This window comes from Butyricimonas faecihominis (genome assembly GCF_033096445.1).
GTDB lineage: Bacteria > Bacteroidota > Bacteroidia > Bacteroidales > Marinifilaceae > Butyricimonas > Butyricimonas faecihominis.
Genome location: NZ_AP028155.1, coordinates 4,383,673 through 4,407,870 on the forward strand (window position 1 = coordinate 4,383,673; position 24,198 = coordinate 4,407,870).

A 24,198-nucleotide genomic window follows, 5' to 3' on the forward strand; every position below is an offset into this window, starting at 1 on the left:
AAAAGATATTGAAGTATGAGCGGATTTTTTGGCTGTGTATCTCGTAAAGATTGTGTTGCTGACGTGTTTTATGGCACGGATTACCATTCTCATCTGGGAACGAAACGTGCGGGACTGGCTTTTTATAACGGGACGGATTTTAATCGCTCCATCCATAGCTTGGAGAGTGCCTATTTCCGGAATAAGTTTGAACCGGAATTGGATCGTTTCGCCGGGTCTAACTTGGGAATCGGGGTGATCAGTGATATGGAATCACAGCCCATCACGGTGACCTCGCATTTAGGACGGTTCGCTGTCGTGGTGGTAGGGCGTTTGGCTAATTTGAACGAGATTGTGGATGAGTTTCTGAAGGAACGAAAGCATTTTGCCGAATTGTCGAGTTCGACGGTGAACCCGACAGAGGCGGTGGCCATGTTGATTAATGCCGGGAATACGTTTAAGGAGGGAATCGAGAACGTGTATAACAAGGTCAAGGGGTCTTGCTCCTTTTTGATCCTAACGGAGACGGGGATTTATGCGGCTCGGGATAAATATGGTCGTACGCCGATTATCTTGGGGAAAAACGAGCATGGATACGTGGTGGCCAGCGAGAGTTCTTCGTTCACGAATCTGGGATACACGATTGTGCGGGATATTCAGCCGGGGGAGGCTTTGCAGATTACCCGGGATGGGATCACGCAAGTGACGACTCCGGGATGCAAGAAACAGATTTGTTCTTTCTTGTGGGTATATTACGGTTACCCTTCTTCTTATTACGAGGGGATTAACGTGGAAGATGCCCGTTATCGTTGTGGAGCGGCTATTGCCGAACGGGATGATGTGAAGGTGGATTACGTGGCGGGAATACCCGATTCGGGAGTCGGTCACGCGATTGGTTACTCGAATGCCCGTTGCCTGCCGTACAAGCGTCCGTTCGTGAAGTACACGCCGACATGGCCCCGTAGTTTTATGCCACAGAATCAGGCGATGCGGGATTTGGTGGCCAAGATGAAATTGTTGCCTAACGAGGCATTTACACGGGATGCCCGGATTCTATTTCTAGATGATTCGATCGTGCGGGGAACCCAGTTGAAGGATAACGTGGTGAAATTGAAGGAATGCGGGGTAAAAGAGGTGCATATGCGGATTGCCTGTCCGCCTCTGGTTTATCCTTGTGCGTTCTTGAATTTTTCCTCTTCCCGTTCTAATTTTGACTTGTTTACCCGTCGGGTGATCCGGGATTTGGAAGGTACCTCCGATTTGACGGAAGAGATATTGAAACCATATACCGATCCCGATTCGGAGAAGTACAAGAAGATGCTGGACGTGATGGCTCAACATTTACAGTTGGATTCATTGAAGTTTCAACGTCTGGAAGATATTGTGAAGGCAATCGGATTGCCGAAGGAGGAGCTTTGTACCCATTGTTGGGACAATTCTTCTTATATGTAAAAAAGGGCTGGAAACAGCCCTTTTTTACATATAAGAAGAAAGATAAAAGTTTTTATCTTAATATGCATGGTGGTCATCTTTCACATCCTGTATATCAATCTGTTTTTTGTTGAGAGCTCGCCAAGCGTAGAATATATAGGCCAGCACGATCGGGGAGGCCAGAGACACGTATGCCATGGTTTTCAACGTGTAGAGGGAGGATGAGGCATTGTAAATGGTCAATGACGAATTGAGATTCGTGTATGACGGATAGAATGCCGTGTTATTGAATCCTGCCACGATAAACAAGGCGATTACAGCCAAGACGATTCCGATTCCGGAAAACCAAATCCCTTTTCTCCAATGGGGTTTCAAGATGGATTGGATGATTCCGAATAAAACTCCGATAACACCGATCAATAAAATAAGCGTGTTCAAAGGCATTTCCAGCAGGTTGTGGAAATATTTGTACGGGACGAGTTGGATGCTCTTATCTTCCATGATCGCATAGCCTTTACCCAGTAAGATGATGGCTAGGAAGGCAAGTAGGAGTATCACGAACGGGATGGAGTTGTATAATACTTGTTTTTTACTTCTCTCGTAGATCACGTCGTGTTTGATGTTATTCATAAAATAGAGGGAGGCTAATGTACGGGCCAAGAAGAAAATGGCTAGACCCAGACAGAGGTTTGCGACATTGAACAGCACCTCGATACCTCTCCATGGACTCATCCATGTAACATCATTCATTTCTCCTAGTTTAAACGGGTTACCCGTGAAGAAAGAGCCGACAACGGCACCGATACAGATGGTGCCGATGACCCCGTTAATGATCAGGAATATATTGTAGGTCTTTTCCCCGAGCAGGTTTCCGGCTTTCCGGCGATACTCGTAGGAAACGGCCTGCATCACGAAACAGAACAATACGACCATCCAAGCGAGGTAAGCTCCCCCGAAACTGGTTGAATAGAATAGCGGGAAACTGGCAAAAAATGCTCCCCCGAACACGACTAATGTCGTGAACGTGAATTCCCACTTACGTCCTAAACTATTGACCAACAGATTGCGTTCATCGTCAGTCTTGGCAATGGTATATAATAGTGTTTGTCCTCCTTGCACGAACAGCAGGAATACGAGCAATCCGCCAAGTAATGATATTAAAATCCACCAATAATGTTGAAGAAATTCCATATTCATTTGCGATTTGTGATTTATGATTTTAGATTTTAATGATTTTCCGGTCCCTTTTTTATCTGGTGGAACATAATTTTCAGTTCTGCAATTAGCAGGATGGTGAAAAGTATGGCAAACATCCAGAAAGTGGTGATTACCCAGTCGGACGCTATTTTGGTAACGGCAACATTCGTGGGCATCAGATCCTGTACGACCCAAGGTTGGCGACCAACTTCTGCCACGATCCAACCGCATTGGGAAGCGACGTAAGCCAAGGGAACGCAGACAAGAGCCAAGTAAGGAATGAGTTTGAATTTCTCGAATTTTCTCTTCTTTGCATACCACAGGGAAAGAATGAATAGAAGTGTGAATAACATACCCAAGCCGACCATGATTCGGAAACTGAAGAATACGAGTGGCACGTGAGGTATGACGTCATACGGGGATGACAAGTAGCCGTACCCGAAGTCGGAATAGTTGGCTTTAAAGACTTGTAACGTGCTGTCGGCAAGGGGATGGTTTTCGTCCTTGACGGCTTGCTTATATGTTTTCAAGGCATCGATGGCGGTGCGGCCGTTAGCCATACGTTGTTCCAAAGAGGGATAGGTAATACCTTCTTGTGAGGTGTAACCATCTAAAATATTTTGAATACCGGGAATATAGGCGTTGAAATCATGATACCCCAAGAAGGAAAGCATTTTAGGAACATGGATCGCGTATTCCATTTTTTTCATCTTGGGTGTCGGTAATGACGGATCGTTTGTCGGAATACCGATTACGGTGAATTCTACTCCGTTACCCCCCTCGTTCAGGCCTTCCATGGCGGCGAATTTCATGGGTTGCGTCTTGGTTACATCCTGTGCGCTGGAGTCTCCCGTGTACATGGTGAGCAGAATACTGATTAACCCGAACACGGAGGCAAGCATGATACTCTTACGAGCGAATTCAAGATTCCTTTTCTTCAGGATGAACCATGAACTCACTCCTACCACGAAACAGGCCGACAGCGTGTAGGCCGAAGTTACCGTGTGGGTAAATTTACTGATCGCTGTGGGAGAGAAGAGAATTGCCCAAAAATCATCCATTTCATTTCTGGCCGTCAGTGGGTTAAATTCCATGCCGACAGGATTTTGCATCCAAGCGTTGGCAACCAGAATCCATAGAGCTGAAATGTTTGCCCCGACAAATACCATCCAAGTTGAAACCAGATGGAAGCGTTTGCTTACTTTATTCCAGCCAAAGAACATGACAGCCACGAAGGTGGATTCTAAGAAGAACGCTATAATTCCTTCAATGGCCAGCGGGGCGCCGAAAATATCCCCCACGAACCAAGAGTAGTTTGACCAGTTTGTACCGAACTGGAATTCCAGAATTAATCCGGTAGCCACGCCGATGGCAAAATTAATACCGAACAGTTTCATCCAGAATTTAGTGGCATTCAGCCAACTTTGATCACCCGTTTTTACCCACATGGTTTCCATGATGGCGAGCATCAGGGCCAATCCCAAGGTCAGGGGTACAAACATGTAATGGTAGATTGCTGTCATGGCGAATTGCCATCGTGACCACTCCACCAGAGTGGTTGTTGTCAGATCAAGAAGCATAATATTAAGGTTTTGTTGTTAATTCTTCAAAAACATGATTACTTTTCTCCTCGGCACTGTCGTAGTGGGAGTTCAAGTAATTGGGCATTAACCAAAGTTTAAAGACTAAAAACATGATACATAGCTTAATAATGATAATAAGCCAAAGAGTTCTTCCCCACCGGGGCATATTCCTGAATCCGTCGTAATATAGATCCCAAGCTTTTCTTAGCATACACGACTTTATTTTGTTATTTATCCATTAAAGAACGTAATCAAAGATAAAAATGTTTTCTTGATTTCCATGTTTTTTTTGCATAAATAATACCTATGTGTTAATAGAATAAATTTATTTATCTATTTTTGAAGTAAGAAATGTGTAACGTCAAGTTGCTTTTGTCGTAAACGGAGAGTTGTTTGTTACTTTGTAAAGATTGAATTATGAATAATATAGGAAAATATTGTCTGGGAGGGTTCGCTTTGGCGGTCGTGGGATTTTTGTGTTGGTATTTTTCTTCTATAATAGCTTATATCTTGATTGCCGTGATCATCTCTTTTTTAGGGCGACCGGTGATGAATTGTTTGGAGCGCTTGGAAATTAAGGGGTATCATATACCGGGAGGTTTGCGAGCCGCGATAGCTCTGATTTGTATTTGGGTAGTATTTATCCTTTTCTTTTATACGGTGATCCCGTTAGTGAGCCAAGAATTTCAGTCGTTGAGTGATATTAGTATCACGAATATCGTGAACAAGCTGGAAGATCCTTTGGCCGATTTGGAGCAGGGGTTGAAGCGGTTTGGCATTCTTGAATCGAATCAGGACGTGAAGGAATATATCGTGACGAACTTGAAGTCGGTGGTGGATGTCACGCAGATTCAAAATATATTCGGTTCTTTGGCAGGTACGATCAGTAGTATTTTTATAGCCTTGTTTTCCGTGACGTTTATGGCATTCTTTTTCCTGAAGGATAGCAAGTTATTTTACCGGATGTTGTTGACCATCGTGCCGACACGTTACGGGGAAGGCGTGGGGAATGCGCTGGATTCGATTCAAAAATTACTGATGCGTTATTTTATCGGGATTACCTTCGAGGTGCTGATCGTGATGGGTTTGAATATACTGGGATTGACGATCGTGGGGCTACCGTTTAATAATGCGGTGCTGATTGGTTTGATCACGGGAATTACGAATGTAATTCCTTATATCGGGCCTCTGATCGGGGCGGCTTTCGGATTGTCTGTCGGGATTGCGACGAATGTGGATGTCGATTTCTACACGGTGGTATTTCCCTTGTTGATATACATGAGTATCGTTTTCATTATTACCCAGTTGATTGATAACGTGGTGTTACAGCCTTTAATTTACGGGAATAGTGTTCACGCTCACCCGATGGAGATCTTTTTGGTGATACTGATTGCGGGAAATCTGGCAGGTATACCGGGAATGATCTTGGCGATACCGGGGTATACGGTTTTGCGGGTAATATTGAGGGAATTCTTTAATAAGTATAAACTGGTCAAGTCATTGACCAAAGGCTTGGAAGATGAAAATAAAAAAAACTAGAAGTGTGGTTAACTTCTAGTTTTTAACTTTTATCTTTTAGTTCAAATCACCCCTCGCATCCGATCCTCAAAAGCAGAAAGTGCGGCTTTTGCTCCTTCTCCCATGGCGATGATGATTTGTTTGTAGGGAACGGTGGAGACATCTCCCGCGGCATAGATTCCCGGAATATTTGTGCGGCAATACGTGTCGATGGCGATTTCTCCCATTCGATTCGTGTCGACGACTTCCCGGAAAACGCCGCTATTAGGCATTAAACCGATCTGAACGAAAATTCCGTCCAATTCAATGGTACGAACCTCTTCGGTGGTCTGGTCTTTTACCCGGATGCCTGTTACCTTATCCCCGTTGCCGATAACTTCAAGTGTTTGCGAATTGACAAAGACTTCCACGTTGGGTAAGCTTTTTAGTTTTTCCTGTAACACTTGATCGGCCTTTAAATTGTCCAAAAATTCCAATACGGTAACTTTTGAACATATTCCTGCCAAATCAATGGCAGCTTCTATCCCTGAATTGCCCCCTCCTACAACTGCAACGTGTTTGCCTTTGTAGAATGGCCCGTCACAATGCGGGCAGAACGCGACGCCTCTACCGATATACTCGGCCTCACCTGATACGTTCAGTTTTCTCCAACTGGCTCCGGTAGCTACGATAACAGCCGGTGCGGAGAATTTCTCCCCGGTAGCCGTGGAAAGTATTTTTTGTTTATCCTCTAATGCTATTTTTTCAATCTGCCGATGTTCCAGCAGGTCAATCGGGTAACATTGTAAATGTGTCCGTAAATTGTCTGCCAATTGATTACCTGTTGTTTCCGGTACGGAAATCAGGTTTTCAATCCCCACGGTTTCTTTGACTTGTCCCCCGATACGTTCCGCTATGACGGCCACGTTCAAACCCTTGCGTGCGGAGTAAATGGCGGCTGCCGATCCTGCCGGTCCTCCTCCTAGAACGATGACATCATAACTTTTTTCTTTTACCTCTAACGTGTTTTCTTCTATTCCGTATTGAGCCTCAAGTTTGTTTAATAATTCACCGAATTCCCCTCTTCCGACATGGATGAGTTTTCCATCCGCGAACACGGAAGGTACTCCTTGTATCTTTAATTTTTCTACTTCATCTTGGTAGATTGCCCCATCGACCATTTCGTGATGGATTTGCGGGTTTAAAGTAGCCATGGCATTCAGCGCTTGTACGACATCCGGACAGTTGGTACAAGTTAAAGATACGTAAGTTGTCAGGTGTATGGGACCTTTCAATGCTTTCACCCGGTTGCAGATGGTCTCATCCGGAAAATTCTTCCCTTTCCCGTCTGCATTCATGATGGCAAGTAGGAGGGAGGTGAACTCGTGTCCGTTGGGGACTCCCCGGAATTTGATGCCTGTGGGTTCTCCGTTTTTCAGTAAAGAGAATTCCAGTTCTTTTCCCTCTTTAATCCGGCAAGATATTTTATCTGAACATTCTGCCACGTCAGCCAACATTTCCGTTAATTCCTGACGACTTTCGTGTTGAGGAGCCACGGCGATGTCCAACGTGTATTGAGCCTCTAAAACGGCGAAAATATTTTTAAGTTGGTCTTTTAAAGAGGTATCTAGCATATAAATGAAGTTTAGAGGTTAAAGGGTAAAAAATTAGAGTTTAGAATGTTTTTCACTTTAAATTCTAAACTCTAAACTTTGAACTATTTAAATTTTACCAACCAAATCAATGCTCGGTTTCAGTGTGTTTGCACCTTTTTTCCATTTTGCTGGGCAAACTTCGTTCGGATGTTCTGCCACGAATTGAGCGGCCTCAACTTTTCGAAGTAATTCGTCAGCGTTACGTCCGATGTTGTTGTCGTGGATTTCTGCAATTTTAATCTTTCCTTCCGGGTTTACCACGAATGTTCCGCGATAAGCCATCCCGTCTTCCTCGATCATCACCCCGAAGGCACGGCTCAATACTCCGGTCGGGTCAGCCAACATCGGGTATTTGATTTTGCGAATGCTTTCAGAGGCATCATGCCATGCTTTGTGTACAAAATGAGAATCCGTGCTTACAGAGTAAACTTCTACTCCCATGGCTTTGAATTGTTCGTATTTCTCTGCCACGTCAACCAATTCGGTCGGGCAAACGAAGGTAAAGTCTGCAGGATAGAAAAAGAAAATTGCCCACTTGCCTTTTACGTCTTCGTTACTTACTGTTTTGAACTCTCCGTTGTGAAATGCCTGAACTTTGAACTCAGGAAGTTGTGAATTGATAATTGGTTCCATTGTTTTTTATTTTTATAATTGATTCTTGTTTTTATTTTCTCGATACAAAAATATATCATTTATTTTTATTGAAACAAAAAATTTAATTGAATTATTCTATATATGGATAGGTAAAACTAATAAGCAAAAGTAATTACTTGATTATTAGTATGCATTATCTTTTGCTCACTACTATTTTATTTATAATTCACTAGGGCTGTTCGGTCACAACAATTAATATTCACGTTCTAACCATCTTGAAAAAAATACATCATAGACTTGGTACGTCACCCCAGTTTTATCCACGGTTTCGAGAACTAACTCTTTTTCGATCATTGCTTTTGCCAATCGTCTTGCATTGGCGGGTGAACCGATTCCATATTTACTGATAAAATGTTGTGCTGAGATTTGTTTGACTTCGTGTTCTTTGGCAATGGCAATTAAAAAATTCCACTGAATTGGAGTCAATAGTTGACGATATTGCAAGAAAACAGGTTCATTACGTTCCAATAGATCAGAGCAAGCCCATTTTACTTGTTCTGTTGTCACGTGGGATGTACCCATGGCAAAAATTCGGTTACATAAACTTTGCGTGTAAAATGTATGCCTTCTGCTCCAGTTGAGAATTTCTGCAACACAATTCGGGTCTATTTGTTTTCCGTAACGTTCAAATAAATCAGTAATGAACGTAGCATACACGTCCTGCTGGATTTTTTCTATAGCGAGGTATTGTGTACTGGCAAAGAAAGGTCGGTTGGCATTCGAGAATATTTCCAACATCATTGCCCGCTGGCTTCCGCTAAAAATGAATCGTATATTTTTAAGTTGTTGTATATATGTTCGCAATAAAGCTTCCATGTTTTGTTCGGGGTATTCCGTTATCTGTTGGAACTCGTCAATTGCCAACACGATATTCACATTTTGGCTGTCTAAGAAATCAAGAACACCTTTTAACGTGTTCTCTTTTTCCTGTGCCATTTGATACACGATTTGTACTTGTGGTTCCCCTGTCAATGCGTCGTAGCCGATCAGTGGGCGTAATCCTTTCAAAAAAGTCATGAAACGTTTTCCGATGTTTGTTTTCTCCGGAAATTTTAGCAATATGGCTTCTGCCAATAAGCGGACAAGATCTTCTAGGTTGCGGGATGCATAAATATCCACGTACACGCATTCTCCCCATGCTTTCTCCTTCAAATAATCGAAAAAACGTAGAATCAAGCCGGTTTTACCTATTCTTCGAGGGGATATAAGTGTTGTATCAACTCCATTACATACGTTTTTGTATAAAATGTCAAGTTCTTGTTCCCGGTCGCAAAACAGCTCTTTGCCTGCATATCCTTTTATTAAAAAGGGATTTATAATTTTTTCCATGACTTCTATTATTTCCTACAAAGATACGAATTAATTCTAATACTATCTATTTTAGACTATCTGTTTTAGATAGTCTAAAATAGATAGTATTATCATGTGAGAGGGGGGTAAAAAACGAAGTGCATCTTAAAAATGAAACTTGTTTTTTAAGATGCACTTCAAAATGGGTAGATTCCTTTTAGATCAAGGCAATGTCCAATACTTCCCGAATGTGGTCAACGAAGTGGAATTTAATGCCTTTGACATATTCTTTTTTAATCTCGTCAATGTCTTTTTTGTTTTCCCTGCAAAGGATGATTTCTTTGATTCCGGCACGTTTGGCAGCTAGGATCTTCTCCCGGATGCCTCCCACGGGGAGAACTTTACCTCTCAACGTGATTTCTCCGGTCATGGCGAGGGCTTTCTTTACCTTTCTTCCGGTTAGCGATGAGGCTAACGAGGTGACCATGGTGATACCCGCCGAGGGACCATCCTTCGGTACGGCACCTGCCGGCACGTGAATGTGGATATTGTGTTCTTCCACGGCTGAGGGCTGGATGCCTAGTTCTTCGGCGTGCGATTTAATGTATTCTAATGCCAAGGTGGCAGATTCTTTCATCACATCACCGAGGCTCCCTGTCATGGTTAGGGCGCCTTTGCCCTTGCTGATACTCGATTCCACGTAAAGAATTTCACCGCCCACGGCTGTCCATGCCAAGCCGGTAACCACTCCGGGTAATTCGTTACCTTGGTATTCTTCCCGGGTAAAGATAGGGGTACCTAGGTATTCTTCCACGGTTGTTTTTGTCGGTTTAATCGTGAAAGACGAGTCCAGAGCCACGTGCTTTGCCACTTGACGCATGATCTTTGCCAAAGTCTTATCCAATCCCCGTACTCCCGATTCTCGGGTGTATTTGTCGATGATGAAATTTAATATATCATCCGTGAACTCGATTTGTTCTGTTTTTAACCCGTGATTCACCAATTGTCTGGGTATCAAATGCCGTTTGGCAATCTCTATTTTTTCTTCCATGAGATAACCGCTTACTTCGATCATTTCCATGCGATCCCTTAGTGGGGGGGCAATCGTTGAAATATCGTTTGCCGTAGCGATAAACATGACTTTCGATAAATCATAGTCAATATCAAGGTAGTTATCATGGAAGGTCGTGTTCTGTTCCGGATCAAGAACCTCCAACAGGGCGGACTGCGGGTCACCCCGGAAATCCTGACCTACTTTGTCAATCTCGTCCAGTATGAACACGGGGTTTGACGTGCCGGCTTTCTTGATACTTTGGATGATTCGTCCGGGCATGGCTCCAATATAGGTACGACGGTGTCCCCGGATTTCGGATTCATCGTGTAAGCCTCCCAATGACATACGTACGAACTCTCGGTTAAGGGCCCGTGCGACAGATTTTCCCAAAGAGGTTTTACCGACTCCCGGAGGGCCGTACAGGCATAGAATTGGAGATTTCATATCTCCTTTCAGTTTCAGTACGGCGAGGTATTCGAGAATTCGCTCTTTCACTTTATCCAGTCCGTAATGATCGGCATCCAGAATCTCGGAGGCTTTCTTCAAGTCGAAATTGTCTTCGGAATAATGTTCCCAAGGTAACTCTGTCAATTCTTTCACGTAATTGAATTGCACGGAATAGTCCGGGGTGGAGGGATTTTGGCGTTTTAGTTTTTGAAGTTCCTTTTCAAAAATTTCCTGTACGTTCTTTCCCCACTTCTTCTTTTTGGCTGCCTCTTCCAGTTCTTGAAGATCTTCATCCACCGGGTTAGTTCCCAGTTCGTTCTGAATAGTCTTCATCTGCTGGTGGAGTAGGTATTCCCGTTGCTGTTTATCCAGATCGACTTTCACTTTTTTCTGGATGTCCTCTTTGAGTTCCAGTATTTTGACCTGTTTGCCCAAAAGTTCCAGTAATTTAGTTGCCCGTTCTTTCAGGATGTCAATTTCCAGTAATTCCTGTTTATTCCGGTAGTCAATATCCGTGTTCGAAGAAATGAAATTGATCAGGAATAACATGCTCTCGATGTTTTTCAAAGCGAATCCTGCCTCGTTCGGGATGTTGCTGGAATATTTTACAATCTTCAAGGCCATGTCTTTTAAAGCCTCTCCGATAGCATTGTACTCTTGATCTTCTTCCGTGATCGTGTCCTCTTGTTTAACAATGATTTTTCCCACGTGATAGGGTTCATCGTACAGGATATCATCAAGTTCGAATCTCTTTTTGCCTTGTATGATAGCCGTCGTTGTTCCATCCGGCATTTCCAATATCTTCAAGACGGTGGCAACTGTACCTATCGTGTATAGGTCTTCCAGTTTGGGATTTTCCGTGTTGGTGTCTCTCTGGGCAATAACACCGAAGGGTACGCTGCTTTTATACACGTACCGGATGAGTTTCAGTGACTTTTCCCTACCAATATTTATAGGAATTATGACACCGGGGAACAGAACTGTGTTCCGTAGCGGTAAAATTGGCAGAGTGTCAGGAATATCCGTGTGGTCGTTGAGCATCTCCTTCTCGTCTCCAAGGATGGATAAATAATCTTGATTATCGTCCGCCAAGTTTTCTTGTAAAATATCTTTTAAATCTATTTTATTCATTATGATCTCCTTATCTCTATTGTTTTAAACTTTTCCACATTTGGTTTATTTCCGGTTTTCCCGTGGTTAGCCTTGTTCCAAAAACTGACATTTTGACAAAAAGGCGCTGAAAAATAAACCACTACATAATAGGACAATTCCTATGCCAAAGATTTTTTTTGTGAAATATGATGCATTTGTTACTTTTGTGTGCAAATATAAAACACACAATGAAAATAATTTTGTTTGATGATAAAAGTTGGGGTACTTTAAGGCCCTTGACTTTTACTCGTCCGATTTCTGAATTGAGGGTTGGAATTCTCACGATCCGGGAAAAGTGGGAAAAGCGGTTTGGGGATAAGGTTGCATATCTGACCAAAGATTACCTTCAGGAAAAGTTCCCGTTGTCTGTGGAAGACGATAATTTGCTTATCAATAGTTCGGTATGCCCGAATGATGAATTGATTCAGGAAATCAAGTCTTTGCAGGCTGGAGAGATGTTATTACAGGGTGATTGTCTGATCGCCGTGCGAATGGGTAAACAGGACGTTGCAACCTTTGATCCAGTGACGATACCCGATTTTACACGTAAAGAATACATGGGAGTGTTTACCCGTGTTGTTTATCCTTATCATTTGTTTTCTCTGAATGCCCGAGAACTGGAGGTTGATTTCCGGTTGATCACGGAAGGACGTGAGAGTGTCCCGTTGAATAGTTGCGTGCAGGTGTATGGAGAACATCCCGTTTTCGTCGAAGAGGGGGCTGTTGTACGTTGTGCGGTAATTAACACGGAGGGTGGTCCGGTGTATATCGGTAAAGATGCCGAGATTATGGAAGGTGTTTTGGTGCGGGGCCCATTGGCCATGTGTGAGCATTCGGTACTGACGATGGGGGCCAAGGTGTACGGGGCAACGACTCTCGGGCCGTATTGCAAATGTGGGGGAGAGGTCAATAACGTCGTGATGATTGGCTATTCGAATAAGGCGCATGACGGTTTTCTCGGGAATTCCGTGCTGGGCGAATGGTGTAACATTGGTGCCGGAACGAATAATTCTAATCTGAAGAACACTTACGTGGAGGTGAAGTTATGGGATTACGAGACCAAGCATTTCCGTCGGACCGGACTTCAATTCTGCGGTCTGATCATGGGTGACCATGCAAAACTGGGTATTTCCACCATGATTAACACCGGAACAGTGATCGGTGTGGGGACCAATATTTTCGGTTCGGATTTTCCTCGGAATTTTGTTCCTTCTTTCTCATGGGGTGGAGCCAGTGGGTTTACGGAGCATAAAATGAATCAGTTCGTTTCCACGGCTGAGGCTGTCATGAAACGCCGGAACAAGACGTTTCATGATGTTGATCGCCGGATTATAGAGCATGTTTTTGCTGATCCCGAACGATAAAAATAGGTAAGTTATAGGTTAAGGATTACATTTTTAACCTGTAACTTGCATAACCGAAGGTTCAACCTGCAACTTGTGACCATACAAAAAGAGGAGATTCTTAGAATCTCCTCTTTTTGTATTATATCAGAAAAATTATTTCTTTCTGTTTTCCATGTGGTTCTTGTAACGGTTCATGAACTTGTCAACACGTCCTGCAGTGTCGATCAGTTTAATTTTACCGGTATAGAACGGGTGTGAAGAGTTGGAGATTTCCATCTTTACTAATGGATATTCAACTCCGTCGATCTCGATAGTCTCCTTCGTTGCAGCAGTAGACTTGGTGATTGTAGTCGTTCCATTAGACATATCTTTAAACGCTACTAATCTGTAATTTTCAGGATGTATGCCCTTTTTCATTTCGTATATAATTTTAAAATTGTTCCTTAGTTTAACGGGCAGCAAAGATAGTTGATTCATTATAAATCACAAAGAATTTCAGAGACTTTTTTAATTGAGAGCGAGAAAAGTCTGGCGAAAAGGATTGAAATTCACGAGTTATAGTAGGGAGGGAGGTTTCTGGATTAAAAAGTGATGCCGGAGTTTATGCTTGTCAGAACATACTTCCGGCATTGGGAAATGGATAATATTATTTCCGCGGGGTGACTTCTTTGCGAAGCTGGGAAAGTAATTCCTCACCCACGAAACGTTCGAATGTTTCGGGCGTTGGGGTGTCCTTCTGCATTTTTATGGCAGCGAGATATTTTGCCTTGTCTTCTCCCGGGATGAGGATGAGCGGTTCCCTGAACATCATCTGGATATAGTTCATCATCAGGAGGCCGACGGTAATATTCCCGGCTCCGAAAGGTTTTATGTGCATGAAACGATAGTGAAAGTCTGCGGCAAGTTTCACGGTCAGTATGTCGTGAACGTTCCCCAACTTTTCATTTGTCTCTTTACACAGTTGTTCCAGCATATCCGGGATCTGGGCATAATTAGCGAGGATACCCTCTTCATAGTACTCTTCTCCCAGCCGGAAATCGCCCAGCGAGGTATCGTAACCGCCGATCGTCGTGTACACCTCTTTGCCCGTGTGTTGCATCACTTTTGCGCTGACATCCCGAATGAAGTCGAGTGAGAACCTTTTGCGTTGTTGCGCACATTTAACAAGGTAAAGGAATGCGTTGCTCAGGTCTTTTATCCGGTGCGTGTCTTCTCGTGTTACTTTGGGTGAGATCTCAATATCGTTCAGGATATTGAAAAAGTCCTGTTTTTTAATGTCCATGCCGTCTAGGCGGGCAATCTCGTAGAGTAACGTTTCCGACCGTCGGGGCGAATAGCCTTTCGTGTCCAGTTTCGCTCTTTCGAGGTATTCTTCGCGGGTTTTACATAGTTCTTGCCACATAATCGTTCTTTTTTATCGATGATACGTGTAAACAAAACGGGGGTTTATTTTTTTATGGTTATTTGTGACAAGACGATTTATGTTGACAATTTTGTTTGGAATGTTGTATCTTTGTGCGCTCAAAAGAACGAATAAATATGATTAGGGTTGAGAGAGATAAAGTTACGTTCTACCAGTTCTTGGGATTACGGGATTTTCCGGGATTAATTCATTTCGTGTCGGGAAGGGAAGGTGGCGTTAGTGTCGGCGGGCAAGCCGCGTTGAACTTGGGATTCATGGATGAGGACCGGGATGAACGGGTGTTGACTAACCGGATGTTGCTGGCGGAGGCTGTTGGTTGTGGTGTGGATGATTTTATTTTGGGAGAACAAAAACATACCACTCACGTAGAAGTCGTGACCCGGTCGCAACGTGGTCGGGGAGGACGGGAGAAAGCGACTCGCTTATCTTCGACAGATGCTTTGATTACGAGAGAAACGGGTGTTTGTCTGATGGTGCTTGCTGCCGATTGTGTTCCTGTTTTGATGTACGATCCCCGGGTACAGGTTATTACTGCTGTTCATGCGGGATGGCGAGGTACGGTGGGAGGAATTACAGCGAAGACCGTAGAGCGGATGCGGGAGGAGTTTGGATGTGAACCCCGGGATGTGATTGTCGGGATAGGACCTTCTATCGGACCCTGTTGTTTTGAGGTCGGGGAAGAAGTCGTGGAGGCGGCACGTGAGGGGTTGGGAGACCTGACGGGATTGATCGAACCGGGGAAACAGGCCGGGAAGTATCTGTTGAATTTGTGGGAGGCTAATCGTCGTCAATTACGGCAAGTGGGGGTGGAGGATATTCGTATTGAAGTGGCGGGAATTTGTACCGTCTGTCATCATGATCGTTTTTTTTCTTATCGAGGGGACCGGGGAAACACGGGACGATTCGGGGCGGGAATCATGTTAAATATATAGATGGAATGTTAGGAGGAATTTTTATTATTATGGCTTTTTATTTACTGGGTGAATGTTGCGCTTGGTTGGTGAACGGTTTTGTGCCGGGGAGCGTGTTGGGGATGATGTTTTTGTTTTTGGCATTATCCATGCGTTGGGTCCGACCGGAGAGAGTGCGTCCGGTGGCTCGTTTTCTTTGTGATAATATGGCGTTTTTCTTTCTCCCGGCGGGAGTGGGGATTATCACGTCCATGGATGTATTGTCCCGTTACTGGGACATCGTGTTGGTGGTGGGGACGGTGACGACTTTGTTGGTTTTGATCGTGGTGGCGGTTTTGCAGCAATGGCAAGAGGATCATCGGGCACATGGTAAAACGAATTAATTTGTAGGAAAATGCAGTCTATTATTTCGTCAGAGATATTTGTAATAACGTTGGCAGCCGGGGTATACTTGGCTGCGCTTTGGCTATACCGGAAAACGAAGTTGGCGCTGTTACATCCTTTGTTAGTTTCTATTCCGGCGTTAGTGGCGGTGATGAGTGTGATCGGGATGCCGTATGAATCTTTCCAGCAAGGGAGCCGGATGATTAATTTCCTGCTGGGACCTTCTGTCGTGGCCTTGGGCTACGTGTTGTGGGAACAGGTGGAATACATGAAGAGTAATGCGGTGTCGATCATGACTTCTATCTTTGTCGGGAGTTTGGTGGGAATCGTGAGTGTGATTTGTATTGCTCGTTGGATGGGGGCGGACCACGTGTTGATAGCGACATTGGAGCCGAAGTCCGTGACGACCCCGATAGCAATGGGGGTGGCCGAGAAAGCGGGTGGCATTCCTGCCATCGCGGCGGTAATTGTTATCGTGGTGGGGATATTCGGGGGAATCGTGGGGCCTTTCGTGTTGAACAAGTTGAACATTGATAGTAAGATTGCCCGGGGATTATCTCTTGGTGCCGCGGCTCACGGGTTGGGTACTGCTAGGGCAATGGAGTTGGGCGCGTTGGAAGGAGCTATTAGTGGTTTGGCAATTGGTTTGATGGGAGTGACAACGGCGATACTGGTGCCTGTCGTCGAGTGGGTAATGTCATTATTTTAGTATGTTACGGGATTTCACGGCCATAGATTTCGAGACGGCTAACCGTTACCCGACGAGTGCTTGCTCTATCGGGATTGTTGTCGTGCAGGACGGGGAGATCACGGAAGAGTTTTCGCACTTGATTAAGCCGGAACCTTACTATTTTAACAAGAAGTTTATCGAGATACATGGGATTACTCCCGTGATGGTGAAGGATGCACCTTCGTTTTATGATTTGTGGGGCGTGATCGGGCGTTACTTTGATACGGAGGCTTTGGTTGCCCACAATGCGGGGTTTGATATGAGCGTGTTGAAAGCTTGTTTGGAACGGGCGGATCTGTATGCCCGTTTACCTGAATCTTTTTGTACTTGCCGGTTGTCCCGGAAGTTGGTGAAAGGCTTGCCGAATTATAAATTGAATACTTTGTGTGATCATTTCGGGATCGCATTAAATCACCACGAGGCGTTAAGTGATGCCCGGGGTGCGGCGAAAATCATGATTGAATTGTCGAAGTTGAGTCTTTTTTAAATGTGTCTTGTGTTTTCTAGGCTAAAGAAGGGTATCTCAAGTGTATTGCATTGGTGTCTCACTGGTGTCTCGTTAGTAAGTCAACGGGAAGTTAACGGAAAGTCAACGGGAAGTCAATGGGGGAAAGTGGTTCTTTTGTGGTGGATAAAATCTTGAAGTAGAATTTACATATTAACGAGACTCCTAAGAGTGTATAGAGGGATATATACGAGTCCCCCTCACTGTACGTGAGGGGGAAAATTTATAGTTTACTGATAATCTCTTTGAATATAGCTCCCATTCGAGGTTGAGCGTGGTTGCCCACGTCCTGTACTTCTGCATGGTTCGTTTTTATGAGTTCCTCGCTGGCCGTGCTGTTCGTGATAACCGACATCCCGAAACATTCCATGTTCATGTGACGGGCAACGATGACTTCCGGCACGGTGGACATTCCCACGGCGTCTCCTCCGATAACCCGAATCCAGTTATACTCTGCCGGAGTTTCGAAGGATGGCCCTTGCAGTCCGGCGTACACGCCTTTTTGCAATGGAATGTTTAATTTATTCCCGGCCTCTTCTGCCAGTTGAATTAAGCGTTTGCTATATGCCTCGGCCATTCCGGGAAAACGGGGACCGAGTTCGTCGATATTTTTACCCCGTAGCGGGTGTTCCGGGAATAGGTTGATATGATCCCGAATGATCATCAGGTCACCAACCAAGTAATTCGTGTTCACGCCCCCGGCCGCGTTGGAAACGAAAAGAGTTTTTACCCCGAGAGCGTGCATCACTCTCACGGGGAAGGTCACTTCTTTCATTGAATAACCCTCGTAATAGTGAAAACGTCCCTGCATAGCAATGACTTTTTTACCCCCGAAGGACCCGATAAGCAATTCTCCCCGATGTCCTTGTACTGTGGAAACGGGGAAATTAGGAATCGCCATGTACGGGATTGCGTGTTCGATCTCGATTGATTTTCCCAGTTCTCCCAACCCTGTTCCCAGAATAATACCAATTGTGTGTTCTCCTTTCACGAAGGGGGCCAAGTATTTGCTACTTTCTCGTATCTTGTCTAACATAGTCGTATATATTTTTTATGAGTTGATCTCTTGGAGTCAGGAATTCCGGTTCGATCGGGATATAGAAAATCTGTCGCTTGATCTCTTCCGGTATATCGCATAACGTGAGGCGGACGGCATCTTTTTCCGTGGTGAAGATGCATTTGTCCGTGGAGCTGATTTTATCGTACTCTTGGAGAATATGTTTTATGTCCGTGTCACTGTAATTGTGATGGTCCGGGAATGTGATGTGATCGATCTGGTCTGTCATCTGTTTTAAATGTTCCACGTAGGGAGCCGGTTGGGCAATCCCGGTGACACAGAGTATGGCCGTTTTCGGCGTTACCGCGTGATGACTGTTCCCGTCCAGCGAACGAGGCTCCCCGTATCTCATGGAAGTGAACAAAAGCTGTTGGTAGGCTTTTAAATTCAAGTGTTTCAGGATGATCCGTTTCTCTATGGGAGAGATGTTCGCAGGACATTTGGTCACGATGACATAATTGGCCCTGTCTTTGGCGTGAATACTTTCCCGGAGACGTCCAAGGGGAAGTAAATGGTCCTCGTAGATAGGACGATTATAGTCGATCAGCATGATGTTTATGTCCGCTTTCACGTAGCGGTGTTGAAAACCGTCATCCAAGATGATTACTTCCGGTTTTTCCGGGAGTTGCATGAGTTTCTTGATGCCACGCACTCGATCCGCATCCACGGCTACCGTGATTTCCGGGAATTTGTTCTTTATTTGCATGGGTTCGTCCCCGATGTCGTTTGCCGTGGAGTTTTCCGTTGCCAGCACGAAACCAGATGTCTTTCGTTTATACCCCCGGCTGAGACAGGCTACACGGTAATCATTTTTCAACTCGTTGATCAGGGATTCCGTGTGAGGGGTTTTTCCCGTTCCGCCCACGGTGATATTTCCCACGCAAATAATGGGAACGTCAAACTCCCGTATCTTTAGTATGCCCAAGTTGAACAAACGGTTACGAATACTGACCCCGATGCCGTACAGTACGCTTAAAGGCCATAAAATGAGATTTTTCAACACAATATTTCGCTTTAATTAAACGTGAGATCGTAAGGAATTCTGGCTACCATGCCTTTTATTTTTAATAATTCTTTCTGTTCCCGGTAAGTATCATAGAAATCGCCCAGTTCTGATTTTAATATGCTGGTTCTGATGCTTTGCGAGAAATTTATCAGAATATCTTCGAAAGGACTGCGTTCAACCGGTAGTTCGGTGATCTGGTAATTGTTCAGACCTGCTTTGTTGGCGGCGATGGCAATGGCATCTTCGAGTCCGCCTAACACGTCAACTAATCCGAGTTTCAGCGCATCCTCTCCTGTCCACACCCGTCCTTGTGCGATTTCGTTTACCGCCTCTTTGGTCATGTGGCGTCCTTGGCTTACCCGATCGAGGAAGGTGTCATATCCCCGGTTGATGTAGGTCTGCATCACGTTGCGCTCGTAGTCTGTTAAGGGACGATCACTGATAGGGATGGGTAACGGGTAGCCGCCACCGAAATCACTGTGTTCGTTGGTCTTCACCACGTCGGAAGAGATTCCTAGTTTATCTTTGATCAGTTTCTCCCCGCTGAATAGTAAACCGAATATACCGATGGAACCTGTGAGGGTTGTCGGGTCTGCCACGATAGTGTCTGCCGCACAGGATATGTAGTACCCTCCGGATGCGGCCACGTTACCCATGGAGGCGATGAACGGTTTAGTCTGGGCGGCCAGTTGTACCTCTTTCCAGATAATATCGGAAGTCAGTGCGCTACCTCCCGGGGAGTTTACACGTAACACGATAGCTTTGATGTTTTTATCTTCACGTGCTTCCCGGATGGTCGTGGCCAGTTCCGGTCCTATACTTTCCGGTCCCTGTTGGAATTCGATATTCCCTTGCGCATAGATCACCGCGATTTTGTCGGCGGCAAAGTTCACGCTTGGGAAAGTGGCTTTCGTGTAATCTTCGAAACTTGTCAGGGATAGTTTTTCATCATCTGTTAATCCACATGCTTCTCGCAGTTTGTCGAGCATGGCGTTTTCGTAAAGGGTTCCATCAAAAAATCCTTCTTTCACGAATTCTTCTGTCGGGTAGATTTTGAAATCATCGGTGATTTGATTGATCTTTTCTACCGGGATATTTCTGCTGGCGGAAATTCCTTTCACGATGTTACCCCAAAGAGAACTTAAATAGGTCTGTACCTGTTCCCGGTTGGCATCACTCATGTGTGTTTCGATGTAGGGTTCCACGGCTGATTTGAATTTACCGACACGAATGACTTCCGGTTGTACCCCGATTTTTTTCAAAAGGTCTTTGTAGAACGATATGTTTGCGCTCATTCCGGTTAATAGTAGCGGAGTTTCGGGATTAACGAAAACACTATCGGCAACTGTCGCTAAGTAGTAGCTCTTTTGGGAGTACCCCAGATTGGTGTAGCTGTAAATGAATTTGCCACTTTTCTTGAATCTCAACAGGGCATTCCGGATCTCGTCGATCGTGGCGAGAGCCCCGAAGTTAGAGTTGATCTCGGTCAGATCCAGGTAAATCCCCTTGATGCGGGAATCCTTGCTGGCGTTGTCAATGTATTCAAGTATTTTATTTAGCCCGATTTGTTTCTCTGGGTTCATGGTCATCAAGTTAAAGTTCTGAAATGGGTTCTCCGATGCCCTGTCCGGGATCGCTGTCTTCAGTGATAGTTTTAGTATCGTGTTGTCCTTGATCTCGATCGTGGGACTGGAGAAACTGGCTATGGCCCCGACGAGCCCGATAAACACGAAAAACAGGATAACATGTACGATAATAATACCGACAATAGTCGCTAACAAGTATTTCAGAAAGCTTTTCATTATGTGTTGTTTTAAAATTATTAATAATCTCGGGTAAAATTTAGAGATACAAAATATGGCTTATATTGTAAATCTTGTTTACAAATGTATGGATATAATTCCGGTCATACAAAATTTTAATTGATTTTGTCGATTCACTATTTTACAAACTTTGTAAACTTATTTTGTTGACATTTGTTTTTTTGATAGTTTTACGTGCAGAATTCGGTTGCGTTTCGGGAGATAGATATTACCCTTACGATGCGTGGCTAAAATGTTTGTAGCGAAAACTGTAACTCTTTAATTATACGACATGAGCAAATTTGAAGTTATTGGTGGGAGACGATTGAAAGGCGAGTTGGTTCCCCAGGGAGCAAAGAATGAGGCATTACAGGTGATCTGTGCTTGTTTGTTGACTAGGGAAGAAGTGGTTATCAGTAATATCCCGGAGATATTGGATGTGATAAAATTGATTGATCTACTTCGGGGTATGGGAGTGAAGGTGGAGAGACTTCAAAAAGGTGAGTTTTCTTTCCGGGCGAACGACATAAATTTCGATTACTTGGAAACAGAAGATTTTTACAGTAAAGCGGCTAGTTTGCGCGGGTCGATCATGATTCTGGGACCGTTGTTGGCCATGCATGGTTGCGGTTTGGTTCCCAAGCCGGGAGGGGATAAAATCGGGCGTCGTCGGTTAGATACCCATTTTCTTGGTTTCGAGAAATTGGGAGCCACGTTCGAATATGATGCGATTTCGGGATGTTACAAGGCCTCTGCCCAGAAATTACGGGGGACTTATATGTTACTTGATGAGGCATCGGTGACCGGAACGGCGAATATTATCATGGCTGCCGTGTTGGCGGAAGGGGTGACCACGATCTATAACGCTGCTTGCGAGCCTTACGTGCAACAGTTATGCAGGATGTTAAATGCCATGGGAGCCCGGATTTCGGGGATTGCTTCCAATTTGTTGACGATTGAAGGGGTTGAAAGTCTTGGGGGGTGTCAGCATCGTTGTTTACCCGACATGATCGAGGTGGGTAGTTACATAGGACTTGCAGCATTGACCCGCTCGGAGATCACGATTAAGAATGTCGCTATTCCCCAGTTAGGTATTATTCCGGATGCGTTCCGTAAGTTGGGAATCCGGGTAGAGGAACGTGGGGATGATTTATATATTCCTCGTCAGGAACATTACATGATAGAAGATTTTATTGATGGTTCAATTTTGACAATTGCCGATGCTCCTTGGCCGGGGTTGACGCCCGACTTATTGAGTGTATTCCTTGTTGTTGCTACTCAGGCAAAAGGGAGTGTGCTGATTCATCAGAAGATGTTCGAGAGCCGTTTGTTCTTCGTGGACAAATTAATCGACATGGGGGCGAAGATTATTCTTTGTGATCCGCATCGGGCCACGGTTATCGGGCAAAATCATGAATCTCAGCTACGGGCCACCAAGATGACGTCGCCGGATATACGTGCGGGAATCGCCTTGTTGATCGCGGCGTTGTCTGCGCAAGGGACAAGTGTCATTGATAACATCGACCAGATTGACCGCGGTTACGAGCATATTGATGAAAAGTTGAATGCGATTGGTGCGGAGATCAGACGGGTTGACTGAGGAAGAACGTAATAATTTTAGATTTTAGATTCCAACCGCACGGGGCCAACGTTTCTTGATTTCCTACTTTTATCTTTTACCTTTCCAACTACCCCCTCTAACTCCCCCTTACACAGGGGGAGAACACGCTGCACTGTTACATTGAAGCGTATTCTCGCATCCGTCTCTCCCCTCCCAGTGGAAAGGGGGCCAGTGGGAGTAGCTTTCTTTCATTCTAAATTTTAAATTCTACATTACTCTAAAATTTCTTCTCCGCTTTAAGCGTGTCCGTGCATTCTGAGAGAAGAGTGGCAATGGTTTTGTGACTGACCGGATGAATGAAGGCCGGCATGATTTCGTTCAGGGGGGCAAGTACGAAATTACGTTGTGCTAGTCTGGGATGAGGAACTGTCAGGCGAGGCGTGTTGATGATTTGGGAATCACAGAAAAGAATGTCTATATCCATGGTTCGGGAACAGAACTGAGTACCGGAGCGAACTCGTCCGAGTTTTTGTTCTGTGGCCTGACATTTATCCAAAACTTCTTCCGGGTGTAGATTTGTTTCGTAAGTAACAATTTGATTATAAAAAGAATCAGATGATTCGAATCCCCACGGGGCGGTTTCGTAAAGGGAAGAACAGCGTTCGATCTTCCCTATGCTTGACATTTCCGTTATGGCCTCACCGATCAAGGCTTTCCGGTCCCCTTGATTTCCCCCGAAGATTAAAGTTACCAACATCCCAAGTAATTTTAGATTTGATGATTTTAGATTTTAGATTGAAAGAACATTCAATTTAAAATTTGCAATCTAAAATCTACTATTAGTTGTGTTTTTTGTAAAATTGTTTCTTATTGTTTTTCTGTTGCTTGTTGTTATTCGTGGGTTTGGTATTTTTCTTCTGCAACAAGTCTTTCGAGTGAGAAAGGATCATTCCTTCCGGCATTTCGATATTGCCACCGTATAATGTATTGATGTCGTTGTAGATTTGATCGTCTTCCACGGAGTCTTTATTCCACGTAAGGAATGATTTTTTCATGTGGTTGGCGGTTAACACCGTGAGTACTCTTTTGATTTCGGGGTCTTCTGTTTCTTTGATTTTCTCGATTAATTTCTCGGTGAGAAGACCATAGTGTTTGTATTTGATCCGGTGATTGTTATACGGTAACTTTTCCGGTTTTTCTTCCAGAATATCTTTTTCCGGGAGTGGGTAGGGAGAATCAATGTCCAGCGTGAAATTTGACATGATCATCAGGTGATCCCACAATTTATGACGGAAATCCGGAACGTCCCGAAGGTGCGGGTAAAGATTTCCCATCACGCTGATTACTGTTTTGGCAGCACGGGTACGCTCGTCTCTGTCTGTTATTGTTGCTAGGTGGTCAACCATCATTTGAATATTCCTTCCATATTCGGGAAGAATAAGTTTTTTTCTTTGGCTATTATAGTCCATTACAGGATAATTTTGGTCTTAAAAATTTTTTATTTTATGGGAAAACGCCGGAAAATCACATTAAA

At 44.4% G+C, this 24,198-nt stretch carries 22 protein-coding genes; 8 read left to right on the forward strand and 14 right to left on the reverse strand.

Annotation, left to right across the window (positions count from 1 at the left end):
* The first annotated feature begins 15 nt into the window (after positions 1 to 15).
* Positions 16 to 1,431, forward strand: a complete 1,416-nt coding sequence (locus R8806_RS18195) for an amidophosphoribosyltransferase (protein ID WP_124317404.1) — start codon at positions 16 to 18, stop codon at positions 1,429 to 1,431.
* A 57-nt stretch (positions 1,432 to 1,488) separates the two neighbouring features.
* Here the strand turns inward: R8806_RS18195 and cydB are convergent, their stop codons facing one another.
* From cydB to R8806_RS18210, 3 genes are read right to left on the reverse strand one after another with little or no spacing between them, the layout of a single operon-like run.
* Positions 1,489 to 2,607 carry a cytochrome d ubiquinol oxidase subunit II gene (gene cydB, locus R8806_RS18200; RefSeq protein WP_124317405.1) on the reverse strand — a complete coding sequence of 373 codons (1,119 nt, stop codon included), beginning with the start codon at positions 2,605 to 2,607 and terminating at the stop codon, positions 1,489 to 1,491.
* A 29-nt stretch (positions 2,608 to 2,636) separates the two neighbouring features.
* Entirely contained in the window at positions 2,637 to 4,187 is a 1,551-nt protein-coding gene (locus tag R8806_RS18205) for a cytochrome ubiquinol oxidase subunit I (RefSeq protein WP_124317406.1), read from the reverse strand.
* 4 nt (positions 4,188 to 4,191) lie between these two features.
* Entirely contained in the window at positions 4,192 to 4,401 is a 210-nt protein-coding gene (locus R8806_RS18210; RefSeq protein WP_027201765.1) for a DUF4492 domain-containing protein, read from the reverse strand.
* Between the two features lie 206 nt (positions 4,402 to 4,607).
* Between R8806_RS18210 and R8806_RS18215 the strand changes: the two genes are divergently transcribed.
* Positions 4,608 to 5,729 carry an AI-2E family transporter gene (locus R8806_RS18215; RefSeq protein ID WP_124317407.1) on the forward strand — a complete coding sequence of 374 codons (1,122 nt, stop codon included), beginning with the start codon at positions 4,608 to 4,610 and terminating at the stop codon, positions 5,727 to 5,729.
* A 41-nt stretch (positions 5,730 to 5,770) separates the two neighbouring features.
* Here R8806_RS18215 and ahpF read toward each other — a convergent pair whose 3' ends face one another.
* The 4 genes from ahpF to lon form a co-directional block, all read right to left on the reverse strand.
* Positions 5,771 to 7,321 carry an alkyl hydroperoxide reductase subunit F gene (ahpF, locus tag R8806_RS18220; protein WP_124317408.1) on the reverse strand — a complete coding sequence of 517 codons (1,551 nt, stop codon included), beginning with the start codon at positions 7,319 to 7,321 and terminating at the stop codon, positions 5,771 to 5,773.
* Positions 7,322 to 7,408: 87 nt separating this feature from the next.
* A complete protein-coding gene (gene ahpC / locus R8806_RS18225; RefSeq protein WP_124318360.1) occupies positions 7,409 to 7,975 on the reverse strand; it encodes an alkyl hydroperoxide reductase subunit C in 567 nt (188 codons plus the stop codon).
* A 213-nt stretch (positions 7,976 to 8,188) separates the two neighbouring features.
* Positions 8,189 to 9,325 (reverse strand): AAA family ATPase, encoded by a 1,137-nt coding sequence (locus R8806_RS18230; protein ID WP_124318359.1) that lies wholly within the window; start codon positions 9,323 to 9,325, stop codon positions 8,189 to 8,191.
* Positions 9,326 to 9,503: 178 nt separating this feature from the next.
* A complete protein-coding gene (gene lon, locus R8806_RS18235) occupies positions 9,504 to 11,918 on the reverse strand; it encodes an endopeptidase La (protein ID WP_124317775.1) in 2,415 nt (804 codons plus the stop codon).
* Between the two features lie 209 nt (positions 11,919 to 12,127).
* On the opposite strand from lon, the gene R8806_RS18240 reads away from it, so the two are divergent.
* A complete protein-coding gene (locus R8806_RS18240; protein ID WP_124317774.1) occupies positions 12,128 to 13,303 on the forward strand; it encodes a GlmU family protein in 1,176 nt (391 codons plus the stop codon).
* Positions 13,304 to 13,438: 135 nt separating this feature from the next.
* On the opposite strand, the gene R8806_RS18245 is transcribed toward R8806_RS18240, so the two are convergent.
* Both R8806_RS18245 and R8806_RS18250 read right to left on the reverse strand, forming a co-directional pair.
* Positions 13,439 to 13,702 (reverse strand): type B 50S ribosomal protein L31, encoded by a 264-nt coding sequence (locus R8806_RS18245; RefSeq protein ID WP_027201758.1) that lies wholly within the window; start codon positions 13,700 to 13,702, stop codon positions 13,439 to 13,441.
* A 229-nt stretch (positions 13,703 to 13,931) separates the two neighbouring features.
* Positions 13,932 to 14,687: a Fic family protein gene (locus R8806_RS18250; protein ID WP_124317773.1), complete on the reverse strand. Its 756-nt coding sequence runs from the start codon at positions 14,685 to 14,687 to the stop codon at positions 13,932 to 13,934.
* 137 nt (positions 14,688 to 14,824) lie between these two features.
* Between R8806_RS18250 and pgeF the strand changes: the two genes are divergently transcribed.
* From pgeF to R8806_RS18270, 4 genes are read left to right on the forward strand one after another with little or no spacing between them, the layout of a single operon-like run.
* Positions 14,825 to 15,640, forward strand: a complete 816-nt coding sequence (pgeF, locus tag R8806_RS18255; protein WP_124317772.1) for a peptidoglycan editing factor PgeF — start codon at positions 14,825 to 14,827, stop codon at positions 15,638 to 15,640.
* A gap of 5 nt (positions 15,641 to 15,645) precedes the next feature.
* Positions 15,646 to 16,002, forward strand: coding sequence for a CidA/LrgA family protein (locus tag R8806_RS18260; protein WP_151411528.1), 357 nt, complete (start codon positions 15,646 to 15,648; stop codon positions 16,000 to 16,002).
* Positions 16,003 to 16,013: 11 nt separating this feature from the next.
* Positions 16,014 to 16,712, forward strand: coding sequence for an LrgB family protein (locus R8806_RS18265; RefSeq protein WP_124317586.1), 699 nt, complete (start codon positions 16,014 to 16,016; stop codon positions 16,710 to 16,712).
* 1 nt (position 16,713) lies between these two features.
* Positions 16,714 to 17,220, forward strand: a complete 507-nt coding sequence (locus R8806_RS18270) for a 3'-5' exonuclease (protein ID WP_118305425.1) — start codon at positions 16,714 to 16,716, stop codon at positions 17,218 to 17,220.
* Positions 17,221 to 17,461: 241 nt separating this feature from the next.
* Here the strand turns inward: R8806_RS18270 and R8806_RS18275 are convergent, their stop codons facing one another.
* The 3 genes from R8806_RS18275 to sppA are packed head-to-tail and all read right to left on the reverse strand — an operon-like array spanning position 17,462 to position 21,103.
* Entirely contained in the window at positions 17,462 to 18,274 is an 813-nt protein-coding gene (locus R8806_RS18275) for a purine-nucleoside phosphorylase (protein WP_124317585.1), read from the reverse strand.
* The gene (gene lpxK / locus R8806_RS18280; RefSeq protein ID WP_124317584.1) at positions 18,249 to 19,301 is read right to left on the reverse strand and encodes a tetraacyldisaccharide 4'-kinase; all 1,053 of its coding nucleotides are present in this window, start codon (positions 19,299 to 19,301) and stop codon (positions 18,249 to 18,251) included. The genes R8806_RS18275 and lpxK overlap by 26 nt, the downstream gene beginning before the upstream one ends.
* Before the next feature lie 8 nt (positions 19,302 to 19,309).
* Positions 19,310 to 21,103, reverse strand: a complete 1,794-nt coding sequence (gene sppA / locus R8806_RS18285; RefSeq protein ID WP_151411527.1) for a signal peptide peptidase SppA — start codon at positions 21,101 to 21,103, stop codon at positions 19,310 to 19,312.
* A gap of 292 nt (positions 21,104 to 21,395) precedes the next feature.
* On the opposite strand from sppA, the gene murA reads away from it, so the two are divergent.
* On the forward strand, positions 21,396 to 22,703 hold the full coding sequence (murA, locus tag R8806_RS18290; RefSeq protein ID WP_124317582.1) for a UDP-N-acetylglucosamine 1-carboxyvinyltransferase: 1,308 nt from the start codon (positions 21,396 to 21,398) through the stop codon (positions 22,701 to 22,703).
* A gap of 238 nt (positions 22,704 to 22,941) precedes the next feature.
* Here the strand turns inward: murA and folK are convergent, their stop codons facing one another.
* The gene (gene folK, locus R8806_RS18295) at positions 22,942 to 23,421 is read right to left on the reverse strand and encodes a 2-amino-4-hydroxy-6-hydroxymethyldihydropteridine diphosphokinase (protein ID WP_151411526.1); all 480 of its coding nucleotides are present in this window, start codon (positions 23,419 to 23,421) and stop codon (positions 22,942 to 22,944) included.
* Positions 23,422 to 23,503: 82 nt separating this feature from the next.
* Positions 23,504 to 24,133 carry a DUF4290 domain-containing protein gene (locus R8806_RS18300; protein WP_087422611.1) on the reverse strand — a complete coding sequence of 210 codons (630 nt, stop codon included), beginning with the start codon at positions 24,131 to 24,133 and terminating at the stop codon, positions 23,504 to 23,506.
* Between the last annotated feature and the right edge of the window lie 65 nt (positions 24,134 to 24,198).

Excerpts from the sequence above, each read along its gene's own strand:
- R8806_RS18195 (WP_124317404.1), top strand. The coding sequence starts at position 16 with ATGAGCGGATTTTTTGGCTGTGTATCTCGTAAAGATTGTGTTGCTGAC.
- cydB (WP_124317405.1), bottom strand. The coding sequence starts at position 2,607 with ATGAATATGGAATTTCTTCAACATTATTGGTGGATTTTAATATCATTA.
- R8806_RS18205 (WP_124317406.1), bottom strand. The coding sequence starts at position 4,187 with ATGCTTCTTGATCTGACAACAACCACTCTGGTGGAGTGGTCACGATGG.
- R8806_RS18210 (WP_027201765.1), bottom strand. The coding sequence starts at position 4,401 with ATGCTAAGAAAAGCTTGGGATCTATATTACGACGGATTCAGGAATATG.
- R8806_RS18215 (WP_124317407.1), top strand. The coding sequence starts at position 4,608 with ATGAATAATATAGGAAAATATTGTCTGGGAGGGTTCGCTTTGGCGGTC.
- ahpF (WP_124317408.1), bottom strand. The coding sequence starts at position 7,321 with ATGCTAGATACCTCTTTAAAAGACCAACTTAAAAATATTTTCGCCGTT.
- ahpC (WP_124318360.1), bottom strand. The coding sequence starts at position 7,975 with ATGGAACCAATTATCAATTCACAACTTCCTGAGTTCAAAGTTCAGGCA.
- R8806_RS18230 (WP_124318359.1), bottom strand. The coding sequence starts at position 9,325 with ATGGAAAAAATTATAAATCCCTTTTTAATAAAAGGATATGCAGGCAAA.
- lon (WP_124317775.1), bottom strand. The coding sequence starts at position 11,918 with ATGAATAAAATAGATTTAAAAGATATTTTACAAGAAAACTTGGCGGAC.
- R8806_RS18240 (WP_124317774.1), top strand. The coding sequence starts at position 12,128 with ATGAAAATAATTTTGTTTGATGATAAAAGTTGGGGTACTTTAAGGCCC.
- R8806_RS18245 (WP_027201758.1), bottom strand. The coding sequence starts at position 13,702 with ATGAAAAAGGGCATACATCCTGAAAATTACAGATTAGTAGCGTTTAAA.
- R8806_RS18250 (WP_124317773.1), bottom strand. The coding sequence starts at position 14,687 with ATGTGGCAAGAACTATGTAAAACCCGCGAAGAATACCTCGAAAGAGCG.
- pgeF (WP_124317772.1), top strand. The coding sequence starts at position 14,825 with ATGATTAGGGTTGAGAGAGATAAAGTTACGTTCTACCAGTTCTTGGGA.
- R8806_RS18260 (WP_151411528.1), top strand. The coding sequence starts at position 15,646 with ATGTTAGGAGGAATTTTTATTATTATGGCTTTTTATTTACTGGGTGAA.
- R8806_RS18265 (WP_124317586.1), top strand. The coding sequence starts at position 16,014 with ATGCAGTCTATTATTTCGTCAGAGATATTTGTAATAACGTTGGCAGCC.
- R8806_RS18270 (WP_118305425.1), top strand. The coding sequence starts at position 16,714 with ATGTTACGGGATTTCACGGCCATAGATTTCGAGACGGCTAACCGTTAC.
- R8806_RS18275 (WP_124317585.1), bottom strand. The coding sequence starts at position 18,274 with ATGTTAGACAAGATACGAGAAAGTAGCAAATACTTGGCCCCCTTCGTG.
- sppA (WP_151411527.1), bottom strand. The coding sequence starts at position 21,103 with ATGAAAAGCTTTCTGAAATACTTGTTAGCGACTATTGTCGGTATTATT.
- murA (WP_124317582.1), top strand. The coding sequence starts at position 21,396 with ATGAGCAAATTTGAAGTTATTGGTGGGAGACGATTGAAAGGCGAGTTG.
- folK (WP_151411526.1), bottom strand. The coding sequence starts at position 23,421 with ATGTTGGTAACTTTAATCTTCGGGGGAAATCAAGGGGACCGGAAAGCC.
- R8806_RS18300 (WP_087422611.1), bottom strand. The coding sequence starts at position 24,133 with ATGGACTATAATAGCCAAAGAAAAAAACTTATTCTTCCCGAATATGGA.